Source organism: Arthrobacter sp. BG5 (assembly GCF_056680155.1).
On record NZ_CM155268.1, the window covers coordinates 408,775 to 420,959 of the forward strand.

The following is a 12,185-nucleotide window of genomic DNA, read 5'->3' on the forward strand; positions in this document are numbered from 1 at the left end:
GGCTACCGCTCCTTCGTGATCAGCAGTTCGTGGGCGCCCGCCGCGGCGGCGCCCATCGATTCCACCACGGTCCGGGTCCGCAGCCGGGTGGCCGCGTCCGCGGCGGCTCCGGCGCAGGGTCCCTGCGGCGCGTCCGAGGCGACCGAGCACCACCGGTAGGGGTCGCGCACAATGACGGAGGGGGCCCAGGCCAGGTCCGAGGCGGACCACTTGCCCGCGGCGTCCTGGCTGAACTGCGCCCGGACCAGCAGCCCCTCGTTGTTCACCACGTACCAGGGCGAGAGTTCGGTGACGCCGTTGCCCAGCCCGTACACGATCCAGGTCCCCTTGTAGCGTTCAATCGGGAGTACCGAGTGGGTGTGGTGGCCATAGATCATGGTGAACTGGCCGCTGTCCACCAGCGCATGCGCCACGCTGCGCTGCTGCTCGTTCGGCGCGCTGGCGTACTCGTCGCCGGCATGCATCACGCCCAGCACGATGTCCGCCCCGAGCGCCCTCGCCCTGCGGGCCTTGGCGATCATCGCGGCAGGATCGAGCATGTCCACCTGCCAGGCGTGTTCCGGGGCCTGCCCGTTCAAACCGTAGGCTCCCTCGATCACGGCGACCTTCGCGGCGGCGGTATTCAGGATCATGACGCCGCGGGAGTCGGCTTCGCTGCGGTAGGAGCCGGTGTGCTGCAGTCCGGCCGCGTCGAGGGCGTCCAGGGTGCGGACCAGCCCGGCGGTGCCCTGGTCGATGGTGTGGTTACTGGCGGTGGTGCACGCCTGGTAGCCGACCTGCTGGGCAGCGGTGATGATCTGCGGCGGCACGTTGAACGACGGATAGGCGGAGAAGGGTCCGGTCGGTCCGGATACCGGCGTTTCCTGGTGGCAGACCGCAAGGTCGCTCTTTTCGATGTATTTGCGCTGGCCCGCCAGCAGGGGCTCGAAGTCCAGCCCCTTGGCGCCGGTGGCGAGAGCGTCGGCGCGGGCCTGCTCCCAAAGCTGGGCGTGGACCAGCATGTCCCCGGTGACCAGCACCGAGGTGCAGCGGACCTCCTTGCAGGCGGGGCCCTTCCCCGGCGTCGGCGTCGGCGTCGGGGTGGCCGAGGGCGACGCGTCCGGAGTGGACCCCGGGGTCCCCGCCGTGGACCCGCCGCCGCCGGCAGTGGGCCCGGCAGAAACGCCCGCCGACGCCGCGGAAGCCCCCGCATTGCTGTCCGGGCCGGCGCCGGTGCCGCAGGAGACCAGGGAAACGGCGAGGAAAACCGCGGCCGACCCGGCGAGCAGCCGACCGCCCAGCGTGGGATTGAAGGTTCGCATGCCGTAATCGTACGGTGGCCCGGGTCACAACACGCTTAGCAGTTCATTGAGAACCGGCCCCTTGCATGAAAGAGTTGTTTCATGACCAATCCCCTTTTGAGCCCCAGCACCCTGCCGTACGGACTGCCGCCGTTCGCGGACATCGAAGTCCAGCACTACTCCGAAGCCGTCGAGGCCGGCCTCGCCGAGCACCTCGCCGAGATTCAGGCGATCGTGGCGGACCCGGAGCCGGCGACCTTCGAAAACACTGCGCTGGCGATGGAACGCTCCGGTCAACTGCTGCAGCGGGCCGCGGCGTCGTTCTTCACGCTGGTTTCCGCGGACGCCTCTGACGCCATCCGTGAGCTGGAGACCCGGCTCTCCCCCGCTTTCTCGGCCCACCAGGATGCCGTGTACCTGAACCGGGGGTTGTTCGAGCGCTTCGCCGCGATCAACACCGACCGGCTCGACGCAGAATCCGCCCGGCTGGTGGAGGAATACCTCAAGGAGTTCCGCCAGTCCGGCATCCAGCTCGACGAGGCCGGCCAGGAGCGGCTCAAGGCCATCAACGCCGAACTCTCCACGCTGGGCACCGAGTTTGGCCAGCGCGTCAAGGAGGGCATGAAGTCCGCCTCACTGCTGCTGGACGACGCCGCCGAGCTCGCAGGCCTGCCCGCGGACGACGTCGCCAGCGCCGCCGAAGCCGCACGCACCGCCGGGCACGACGGAAAGTACCTGCTGACCCTGATCCAGCCCAGCAACCAGCCCGCCATGGCCGCGCTGGAGAACCGGGAGGTGCGGCGCCGGCTCTACGAGGCCTCAATCGGCCGCGGCAGCGGCGGCGGCAGCCTCGACGTGCTGGACCTGGTCAAGGACATGGTCCGGCTCCGCGCCGAGAAGGCCGGCCTGCTCGGCTTCGCCAACTTCGCCGAGCTCAGCGTGGACCAGCAGACCGCTCCCGATTTCGAAGCCGTGCAGGCCATGATGAACCGCCTCGCCCCGGCGGCCGTCCGGAATGCCGACGCCGAGGCCGAGGCGCTGGCGGAGGTGGCCGGCCACCCGCTGGAGGCCTGGGACTGGGCCTACTATTCGGCCAAGGTGAAGCGTGAGCGGTACTCCGTGGACGAGCAGGCGCTGCGGCCCTACTTCGAGCTGGACCGGGTGCTCCGGGACGGCGTCTTCTTCGCCGCCACCGCCCTGTACGGGATCACGTTCCATGAGCGCACCGACCTGGCCGGCTACCACGCGGACGTCCGGGTCTGGGAGGTCAAAAACTCCGACGGCACCGATCTGGGGCTGTTCCTGGGCGACTACTACACCCGGGACTCTAAGCGCGGCGGGGCGTGGATGAACTCCCTCGTGGAGCAGTCCGGGCTGCTGAACACCCGGCCTGTGGTGATCAACAACCTCAACATCTCCAAGCCGCCCACCGGTGAGCCCACGCTGCTGACCCTGGACGAGCTGCGGACCACCTTCCATGAATTCGGCCACGCCCTGCACGGCCTCTTCTCCTCGGTTACCTACCCGCGGTTCGCCGGCACCTCCGTGCCCCGCGACTTCGTCGAGTACCCCTCGCAGGTCAACGAGATGTGGATCATGTGGCCGGAAGTGCTGGCGAACTACGCCAAGCACCACGCCACTGGCGAGCCGCTGCCGCAGGAGGCCGTGGACAAGCTCAACGCAGCGGCGCTCTGGGGCGAGGGTTTCGGCACCACCGAATACCTTGGCGCGGCACTGCTGGACCTCGCCTGGCATGTCCTGGACGGATCGGACATCCCCGAGGACGCGCTGGAGTTCGAGGCCAAGGCCCTGGCCGCGGCGGGGGTGGCTCACAACCTGATCCCGCCGCGCTACCGCACCGGCTACTTCCAGCACATCTTCGCCGGAGGCTGGTATGCCGCGGGCTACTACTCCTACATCTGGAGCGAAGTGCTCGACGCCGAAACGGTGGAATGGTTCAAGGAAAACGGCGGCCTGACCCGGGCCAACGGCGACTTCTTCCGGGCCGAGCTGCTCTCCCGAGGCAACAGCCGCGACCCGCTCGCGTCCTTCCGCGCCTTCCGCGGCCGCGACGCCGAACTCGAGCCGCTGCTCAAGCGCCGCGGCCTCGACTGACCCTTCATCGATTGCTCCGTAGGCGCCGGTTAGAACCCTCTAAAGGGCACCTACGGAGCAATCGACGGGAAAACCAAACAACGGCGGCCGGTCACCCGAAAACGTGACCGGCCGCCGTCGTGGTACGGGCTTGGTGCGAAGCGCGCCTAACTCGCTCGGCTTAATAAGAGAGGGCGCAGAGGCTCAATGGCCGGGGCGCCCTGCGCCCCGGCCATTGAGAAGCGCCCGAACGGCAGAGGATCAGCGCCGCCCGGCGCCGCTAAGCGCGTATTACCAGCCGCGCTCCGCGAGGCGGTGCGGCTGCGGGATCTCGTCCACGTTGATGCCCACCATGGCTTCGCCCAGGCCGCGGGAGGCCTTGGCGATGACGTCCGGGTCGTCGAAGAAGGTGGTGGCCTTCACGACGGCGGCGGCGCGCTGGGCCGGGTTGCCGGACTTGAAGATGCCGGAGCCGACGAAGACGCCGTCGGCGCCGAGCTGCATCATCATCGCGGCGTCAGCCGGGGTGGCGATGCCGCCGGCGGTGAACAGCACCACCGGAAGCTTGCCGGTGGAGGCAACTTCCTTGACCAGTTCGTACGGGGCCTGCAGTTCCTTGGCGGCGACGTAGAGCTCGTCCTCGGGCAGTGAGGCGAGCTTCAGGATCTCGGCGCGGATCTGGCGCATGTGGGTGGTGGCGTTGGAGACGTCGCCGGTGCCGGCCTCGCCCTTGGAGCGGATCATGGCCGCGCCCTCGTTGATGCGGCGCAGCGCTTCGCCGAGGTTGGTGGCACCGCAGACGAAGGGAACCGTGAAGTTCCACTTGTCGATGTGGTTGGTGTAGTCGGCCGGGGTCAGGACCTCGGACTCGTCGATGTAGTCAACGCCGAGGGACTGCAGGACCTGGGCCTCGACGAAGTGGCCGATCCGGGCCTTCGCCATGACCGGCACGGAGACAGCGTCGATGATCTTGTCGATCATGTCCGGGTCGCTCATCCGGGACACGCCGCCCTGGGCGCGGATGTCGGCGGGGACGCGTTCCAGCGCCATCACGGCCACGGCACCGGCATCCTCGGCGATGCGGGCCTGCTCGACGTTGACGACGTCCATGATGACGCCGCCCTTGAGCATCTCCGCCATGCCGCGCTTGACGCGGCTGCTGCCCGTTACGTTCTTGGCGGACGCGCCGGCTTCGCTGCTTACATCAGGTGTAGACACAAAAACCCCTATGGGTAGATAGATGACCTCGCCGGGGCGCGGACGGCACGCAGATGACAATCTCGCATGCAGCGGCCCGCGCACACCGGATTACCGGGAACCATTGGCCGGTAAAGCTAATACTAGTCCCCCGCCGCGGCCTGTTTGTATTCCGGTTACACCGCTCAGGCAGCCGGCTCGGCGGGACTCCCCGCGGTCTCCTCCAGGGACTGGCGGTGCACTGAGGCGATGCGCTGCACCACCGTCACGAAGCTGGCCAGGGCGAGCAGGCAGAGGGTCGCGAACAGCACCACGGTGGGCAGTCCGAGCCCGGTGAAGCCGGTGACCACCAGGACGGACACCAGCCGTTCGGCGCGCTCGGCGATGCCCACGTTCGCGTGGTAGCCGAGCGCCTCCGCCTTGGCCCGCGCGTAGGACACCACCATGCCCAGCACCAGGCAGACGACGGCGGCGATCGCGATGGGGGTATCGGCGCCGCCGGTGAAGAACCAGATGGCGACGCCGGCGAACAGGGCGCCGTCGGCGACCCGGTCCAGGGTGGAGTCCAGGAAGTTGCCCCAGCGCCCGCCGCGTTCCTGCATCCGGGCCATGATGCCGTCGATGACGTCGGAGAAGATGAACGCGGTGATGAACAGCGTTCCCCACCAGAGCTGGCCGAGGGGGTAGAACACGAGGGCGCCGACCACCACGCCGGCGGTGCCGATGATGGTGACGGCGTCCGGCGAGACACCTACCCGCAGCAACCAGCGGGCCAGCGGCGAGAACAGGGCGGTGAAGAAGCCGCGGGCGTGCTTATTCAGCATCGGCTGCCCCGGACGCCGTCGTTCCCGTGGTGTCCGCCGCGCCATCGCCCGGGCCTTCCCCCTGGCCTTCGCCCTGGGGCCACGCCTCGGCGACCTGCTGGCGGACCTCGCCGAGGGTCTGGGTGATCGCCTTGGTCTGCGCGATGATCGGGAAGAAGTTACCGTCCCCGCCCCAGCGCGGCACCACATGCTGGTGCAGGTGGCCCGCGATGCCGGCCCCGCCGGTGACGCCCTGGTTCATGCCCAAGTTGAAGCCGGTGGGGTTGGCGACCTTGCGCAGCACGCGCATGGCCGTCTGGGTCAGCTCGGCGAACTCCGCGGTCTCCTCGACGGTCAGGTCCGTGTAGTCCGGGATGTGCCGGTAGGGGCAGACCAGGAGGTGGCCCGGGTTGTAGGGGAAGAGGTTGAGCACGACGTAGCAGAACCGGCCGCGGTAGACGATCAGCGAATCGTCGTCCTCACGTTCGGGGGCGACGCAGAACGGGCAGTCGTCCGGGTTTTTGAACTGGTGCTGGCCGCCCTTGATGTAGGCCATGCGGTGCGGAGTCCACAGGCGCTGGAAGGCGTCCGGCACCCCGGCCAGGCCAAAGTCGTCGGTTACGCCGTCATCGCCCGGGTATTCCGGGACAGCGCCTGTGGTCTCCTGCACGTGCTGCTCCCCTAGCTGGCCCGGTTGCGGACGGCGTCGACGATCCGCCGGACGGCCTCGGCAACGGGCACGCCGTTGTCCTGGCTGCCGTCGCGGAAACGGAAGGACACGGCGCCGGCCTCGGCGTCGTCCCCGCCGGCGATCAGCACGAACGGGATCTTGTCCTTGCTGGCGGTGCGGATCTTCTTCGGGAAGCGGTCCGAGGAGATGTCCACCTCCGCGCGGATCCCGGCGGCCTTGAGCTGGTCGACGACGTCGAACATGTAGTCGTTGAATGCCTCGGCCACGGGGATGCCGACCACCTGGACCGGGGCGAGCCAGGCCGGGAAGGCCCCGGCGTAGTGCTCGGTCAGGACGCCCATAAAGCGTTCGATCGAGCCGAAGAGCGCCCGGTGGATCATGACGGGGCGCTGGCGGGTGCCGTCCGCAGCCTGGAACTCAAGCTCGAAGCGCTCCGGCAGGTTGAAGTCCAGCTGGATCGTGGACATCTGCCAGGTCCGGCCGATGGCGTCGCGGGCCTGCACCGAGATCTTGGGGCCGTAGAACGCGGCTCCGCCCGGGTCCGGGACCAGCTCCAGGCCGGATTCCTGGGCGACCTCGGCGAGGGTCTGGGTGGCTTCCTCCCAGACCTCGTCCGAACCCACAAACTTCTCCGGGTCCTTGGTGGACAGTTCCAGGTAGAAGTCCTCCAGCCCGTAGTCCTTGAGAAGTCCGAGGACGAAGTTGAGGGTCTTGGTCAGCTCGTCCTTCATCTGCTCGCGCGTGCAGTAGATGTGGGCGTCGTCCTGGGTCATGCCCCGGACGCGGGTGAGGCCGTGCACCACGCCGGACTTCTCGTAGCGGTACACCGAGCCGAATTCGAAGAGCCGCAGCGGCAGTTCCCGGTAGGAGCGCCCGCGGGAGCGGAAGATCAGGTTGTGCATCGGGCAGTTCATCGGCTTCAGGTAGTAGTCCTGGCCGGGCTTGCGCACGGTGCCGTCCTCGTTCAGCTCCGCGTCGATGTGCATTGGCGGGAACATGCCGTCGCGGTACCAGTCCAGGTGCCCGGAAACCTCGTAGAGGTGGCCCTTGGTGATGTGCGGGGTGTAGACGAATTCGTAGCCCGCGTCGACGTGGCGCTGGCGGGAGTAGTCCTCCATGGCCTTGCGGATGATGCCGCCCTTGGGGTGGAACACCGGCAGGCCTGAGCCCAGCTCGTCCGGGAAGGAGAAGAGGTCCAGCTCGGCCCCGAGCTTGCGGTGGTCGCGGCGCTCGGCCTCGGCAATCCGCTCCTGGTAGGCCTTGAGGGCTTCCTTGGTGGGCCAGGCGGTACCGTAGATGCGCTGCAGCTGCTTGTTCTTTTCGCTGCCGCGCCAGTAGGCCGCGGAGGAGCGGGTCAGGGCGAAGGCGTTGGAGATGAGCTTGGTGTTGGGCAGGTGAGGGCCGCGGCACAGGTCGCACCAGACGACGGTGCCTTCTTTGCGCTCCACGTTGTCGTAGATGCTCAGCTCGCCGCCGCCCACCTCCACGCTGGAGCCGTCCGCGTCGGAACCGGCGCCCTTGAGCCCGATCAGTTCCAGCTTGTACGGCTCGTCCTTCATGGCCTCGCGTGCCTCGTCCTCGGAGACCACCCGGCGGACGAACTTCTGGTTCTGGTTGATGATCTTTTGCATCATCTTTTCCAGCTGGCGCAGGTCTTCCGGGGTGAACGGCTCCTCGACGTCGAAGTCGAAGTAGAAACCGTCGGTGATGTACGGGCCAATGCCGAGCTTGGCGTCGGGGCGCAGTTGCTGCACGGCCTGGGCCATCACGTGGGCGGTGGAGTGGCGCAGCACGTTGAGGCCGTCCGGGGAGTCGATGGTGACGCCTTCAATCGTGGCGCCCTCGGGCAGCGGCTGGTCCAGGTCTTTCAGCTCGCCGTTGACGCGGGCCACAACGACGTCGCGGCGCTCAAAAAAGAGTTCCGCGCCGGTGGTCCCGGTAGTCACCTTGGTCTCTTCGCCGTCGACGAGAAGGGTGATCTGCTGGGCATCTGACACGGGTGTCTCCTATTCAAAGTTAAGGCTTCGTAGCTTGTGGCGTACGGGGACCACAGCCAGCCTCATCCATGCTATCGGGTTCAGGAGAGGCCAACCAACGCACCCCGCCGCCGGTCGGCCGCCGTTTAGCCGCCGGTCAGCCAGCGTTCAGCCGGAGAATCCGGTGATGGCCAGGGTCCGGCGGATCCCGTCCAGCGGACCCGGGACCGGGAGCTCCGCGCCGGCCGTGGCGGGGGCTGCACCGTCGCCGGCGGCATCTCCGGCAACAGTCCCGGCAGCCCCGGCAGCTGCAGCCGTCCCGGCGGGGGCCGGGAAGGGCAAAGTATCGGTGCGGCTGAGGTCCCAGGCCATCGAAGCGCTGATGCTGATCCCCCGTGGCCCGGTCCGCCGGGTGGTGCCGCGGATCAGCAGCAGCCGGGTACCGAACAGCAGCGGCCCGGACTGTTCCTGGGCCTCATGGAAGAAGACCGAGTCCACGCAGCCGGTGCCGTCATCGATGCTGATGAACACCACCCGGCGGCCGCCGCGCATCGGCGGCGTCTGGGTGGCCACCCGCACCCCGGCGACCAGCACTTCGGTGCCGTTGCGCAATCCCAGCAGCTTGTCCGCCGTCGTGACGCCCAGCCGCTCCAGCAGGGGCCGGTGGCTGGCCATCAGGTGCCCGCTGACATCCAGCGCCATCAGGTTCAGTTCAGCGCGGACGGTTTCCACCAGGGTGGGGGCCGGCAGCCCGCCCTTGAGGTTTTTCAGCTCGACGTCGCCCAGCGGCAAGGCGAGCTGCCCCTCGATCACCTCGGCGCCCTTGCGCTGCGGCCGGGCCTGCAACCGCTGCAGGTGCTGGACCAGGTCGGCCCGGTTGGCGGTTCCCCCGGAGGCCCGGTGCAGCGAGTCGAAGGCGCCCAGCTGGGCGAGCCGCTGGATACTCGGCTTGCTGAGCCGGGCGCGGGCCCGCACGTCCGCGAGCGAGTCGTAGGGCTGGCCGGCGACGATCCGTTTCAGCTCGGCCCCGGAGAGCCCGAAGATCCCGTTGATGCTCAGCCGAATGCCCAGCTTGCCCCGGTCCGGGCCGGTCTCCACGCGTTCCACCCGGTACTCGGCCTGGCTGCGGTTGATGTCCAGCGGCAGGATGGGGATCCCCAGCCGCCGGGCCTCGGCCACCAGCAGCCGCTTGGGGTACATGCCGGGGTCGTGCTCCCAGAGGCCGGCCAGAAACGCCTCGGGGTGGTGGGTCTTGAGCCAGGCCGACTGGTACGTGGGCACGGCGAAGGCGGCGCCATGGGCCTTGCAGAAGCCGAAGCTGCCGAAGGCCTTCAGGGTCCCCCAGACCTTGTCCACCACCTCGGGCGTGTAGTCCCGGGCTTTGGCCTCGCGACGGAAGAATTCCTCCACTTTGCCTTCCAGTACCTCGTTGCCGAGGGCACGCCGGAATTCGTCGGCCCGGGCAAGCCCGCAACCGGTCATTACATCGAAGGTCTTGAGGATCTGCTCATGGAAGACGGTGACGCCATGGGTCTCCTGGAGTACCGGCTTGAGGTCCGGGTGCGGGTACACCTCCGGCGCGAATCCGTGCCGGTGTTCCAGGAAGGGCCGGACCATGTCCGACTTCATCGGTCCGGGCCGGAACAGCGAGATGTCGATGATGAGGTCGTTGAATTCCCTGGGCGCCAGCTTGCCAATCAGTTCCCGCTGGCCTGGGGACTCGATCTGGAAGCAACCCAGGGTGTGGGTGCTGCGGATCAGCTCATAGGTGGGTTCGTCGTCGAGCGGGACGGCATTAAGGTCAATCCGGCCGTCCGCGGCGATGTAGTCCGGGCCGGCGCCGTCCGGCCCCGAAGGGTGTTGGCCGGCCGCCACCACCTCGGCCTTGGACGGATGCAGCCGGATCACCTCCCGGACGGCGAAGGCCATGGCGCTCTGCATGCGGACGCCCAGGACGTCGAGTTTGAGCATGCCCATCGGATCCATGTCGTGCTTGTCGAACTGGCTCATCGGCAGGCCCAGGCCGCTGGGCTGCACGGGGGTGCGGTCCAGCAGGGTCGCGTCGCCCAGGATGACCCCGCAAGGGTGCATCGAGATGTGGCGCGGCAACCGGTCCAGCCGTTCGGTCAGGTCCACCAGCAGGTCCAGCTGCTGGTTTTCGGCGAAGTCCCGCTGCTCCACCCGGCCGGCGAATTCCTTCAGCTCCGGTTTCTCCACCAGCGCCTCGCGGAAGTTCCGGGCCGAAAACCGCCACAGCTGCTTGGCGATCTCGTCGATGTCGCCGCCGTCCATGCCCAGGGCCAGGCCGGCGTCGCGGACCGCACCGCGGGCGCGGTAGCCGTTCTGCATGCTCATCAGCGTGACGCGCTCGGAGCCGAAGCGCTCAAAAATCTTCCGGTACACGTTGTGCCGTTCGGCGCTTTCGACGTCGATGTCGATGTCCGGCAGGGTGGCCCGGTCCCGGGAGAGGAAGCGTTCGAAGATGAGGTCGTGCTGCAAGGGATTGACTTGGCTGACGTCAATCAGGTAATTCACCAGGCTGGAGGCGCCCGAGCCGCGGGCGGCGGCCCGGACACCCATGTCCAGGATCATCCGGGACACCTCGGCGACGGTGAGGAAATAGGAGGCGAAACCCAGGCCGTCGATGATCCGCAGTTCGTGCTCCAGCCGGGCGCGCAGCTCTTCGGCAGGCTTCCCGGTGATCCCGGGGAAGCGCCGGTTGATGCCCGCCTCGCAGCGTTGGGTGAGCTCCACCAGCGGGTCCCCCGCGATCCCGATCACCGCGGCTTCCGGCACCACCGGCTGCTTCCAGCCCATGTCCGTGACCGGATTCATCCGGCAGCGGTCCGCGAGCGCCTCGGTGTGCGCCAGCAGGCTCTTGAGGTCCGCTGCGCCGTAGCCGGCGGCGTGCATGATTTCCTGGCCCAGCCGCTGCATCTGCGCGGCGGATTTCAGCCAGCCCTGCCCGTTGGGTTGCAGCAGCGGCGCGGCGGAGAGCTCAGGCAGGGATTTCAGCGTCCGGGCGGAGTCCAGCACGTCGGCCGTCGCGGCCCCGTCCTCGGCGCAATACCGCACCGCGTTGCTCAGCACCGCGGGGACGGCGTGTTCCGCGGCGAGTTTGATCATCCGCACCGCGTGGGCCGTGCTCAGCGGTTCGCCGGGCGGGCTGAGCTGGGAGACCACCTCGGCGGCGAGGGTTCCGGCCGGCATGGCGTCCAGCCAGCGTTTGAAGAGCGTGCGGGGGCGGAGGTACCGCCGGCCCCCCATGGACCGGCCGACGTCGGAGTCCGGGCCGATCAGCACGGTCAGGACCGGTTCCAGGGTTTGCGGATCGAGGGCGCGGGAGGCCAGTTCCGCCCTGGTCACGGCGACGGGCACCGTTCCCCCGGCCTTGCCCGTGGTGCGGGCGTGGGCATCGGAGACCAGCCGGCAGAGCGCCCGGTAGCCGGCGCCGCGGTTCTGCCCGTGAGCCAGCACGACGACGCGCCCGCCGAGCTGGGTGCGGTGGTCGCCGTCGTCGTCAAAGACTGCCAGGTCGACCCCCACGACGGGGTCCAGCCCGGCCGCCATGCAGGCCTTCAGGTGTTTGACCGTGCCGTAGAGTCCGTCGCGGTCCGTGCAGGCGAGCGCCGTGGCCCCGTCCGCGGCGGCGGCAGCGGCCAGTTCCTCCGGCCAGGACACCCCGTAGTGGGCGCTGAACGCGGTGGATACGTGCAGGTGGGTAAAGCTCATGCCGATTCAGGCTTCCGGAGGGTGTGCAGGGCGTCGTGGATCCGCAACAGCCGCCAGCGGCCGCTGCCCAGATGCCGGCTCAGGTCAAGGGTGAGTGTCCGCTCCGGGTTGCGTTCCTCCCGGACCTGGACCCGCCAGATCTCGTGGTCCACCAGCCCGGCGCCGCCGCCCAGCGGCGCCCGCTGTTCCTCGGCCCACCACTGGCGCCGTTCAAACCAGCGGAGCGGTTCGGCGCAGACGACGTAGTGCTGCCCGGCCCATTCCAGGGACAGCGGCTGGCCCTCCGGGGCGCAGGCGACGTCCACCGACTCGCTGAACATCCCCATGCTGCCTCCCATACGCGCTGAATTGCACCAAGGACCCTGTGCTTCATGAAGAAAAGATCCTGGCAGTTATTCGAATATATCTTCGA

The 12,185-nt window shown here is 68.5% G+C and carries 8 protein-coding genes; 1 reads left to right on the forward strand and 7 read right to left on the reverse strand.

What is annotated here, in order from left to right:
• Positions 1-2: 2 nt before the first annotated feature.
• Positions 3-1,301, reverse strand: a complete 1,299-nt coding sequence (locus AC1MBE_RS01800; protein ID WP_479780423.1) for a CapA family protein — start codon at positions 1,299-1,301, stop codon at positions 3-5.
• An 81-nt stretch (positions 1,302-1,382) separates the two neighbouring features.
• Here AC1MBE_RS01800 and AC1MBE_RS01805 point away from each other — a divergent pair, with 81 nt between their 5' ends.
• Positions 1,383-3,395, forward strand: coding sequence for a M3 family metallopeptidase (locus AC1MBE_RS01805; protein WP_479780424.1), 2,013 nt, complete (start codon positions 1,383-1,385; stop codon positions 3,393-3,395).
• A gap of 270 nt (positions 3,396-3,665) precedes the next feature.
• Here AC1MBE_RS01805 and pdxS read toward each other — a convergent pair whose 3' ends face one another.
• From pdxS to AC1MBE_RS01835, 6 genes are all read right to left on the reverse strand, one after another.
• The gene (gene pdxS, locus AC1MBE_RS01810; RefSeq protein ID WP_479780426.1) at positions 3,666-4,592 is read right to left on the reverse strand and encodes a pyridoxal 5'-phosphate synthase lyase subunit PdxS; all 927 of its coding nucleotides are present in this window, start codon (positions 4,590-4,592) and stop codon (positions 3,666-3,668) included.
• A 164-nt stretch (positions 4,593-4,756) separates the two neighbouring features.
• On the reverse strand, positions 4,757-5,395 hold the full coding sequence (pgsA, locus tag AC1MBE_RS01815; protein ID WP_346960707.1) for a phosphatidylinositol phosphate synthase: 639 nt from the start codon (positions 5,393-5,395) through the stop codon (positions 4,757-4,759).
• Positions 5,385-6,044, reverse strand: coding sequence for an HIT family protein (locus tag AC1MBE_RS01820; protein WP_479780428.1), 660 nt, complete (start codon positions 6,042-6,044; stop codon positions 5,385-5,387). The genes pgsA and AC1MBE_RS01820 overlap by 11 nt, the downstream gene beginning before the upstream one ends.
• A gap of 11 nt (positions 6,045-6,055) precedes the next feature.
• Positions 6,056-8,062: a threonine--tRNA ligase gene (gene thrS, locus AC1MBE_RS01825; RefSeq protein ID WP_479780430.1), complete on the reverse strand. Its 2,007-nt coding sequence runs from the start codon at positions 8,060-8,062 to the stop codon at positions 6,056-6,058.
• A 147-nt stretch (positions 8,063-8,209) separates the two neighbouring features.
• Positions 8,210-11,773: a DNA polymerase III subunit alpha gene (locus AC1MBE_RS01830; protein ID WP_479780432.1), complete on the reverse strand. Its 3,564-nt coding sequence runs from the start codon at positions 11,771-11,773 to the stop codon at positions 8,210-8,212.
• Positions 11,770-12,099 (reverse strand): DUF6504 family protein, encoded by a 330-nt coding sequence (locus tag AC1MBE_RS01835; RefSeq protein WP_479780433.1) that lies wholly within the window; start codon positions 12,097-12,099, stop codon positions 11,770-11,772. The genes AC1MBE_RS01830 and AC1MBE_RS01835 overlap by 4 nt, the downstream gene beginning before the upstream one ends.
• Between the last annotated feature and the right edge of the window lie 86 nt (positions 12,100-12,185).

Excerpts from the sequence above, each read along its gene's own strand:
- AC1MBE_RS01800 (WP_479780423.1), bottom strand. The coding sequence starts at position 1,301 with ATGCGAACCTTCAATCCCACGCTGGGCGGTCGGCTGCTCGCCGGGTCG.
- AC1MBE_RS01805 (WP_479780424.1), top strand. The coding sequence starts at position 1,383 with ATGACCAATCCCCTTTTGAGCCCCAGCACCCTGCCGTACGGACTGCCG.
- pgsA (WP_346960707.1), bottom strand. The coding sequence starts at position 5,395 with ATGCTGAATAAGCACGCCCGCGGCTTCTTCACCGCCCTGTTCTCGCCG.
- AC1MBE_RS01830 (WP_479780432.1), bottom strand. The coding sequence starts at position 11,773 with ATGAGCTTTACCCACCTGCACGTATCCACCGCGTTCAGCGCCCACTAC.
- AC1MBE_RS01835 (WP_479780433.1), bottom strand. The coding sequence starts at position 12,099 with ATGGGGATGTTCAGCGAGTCGGTGGACGTCGCCTGCGCCCCGGAGGGC.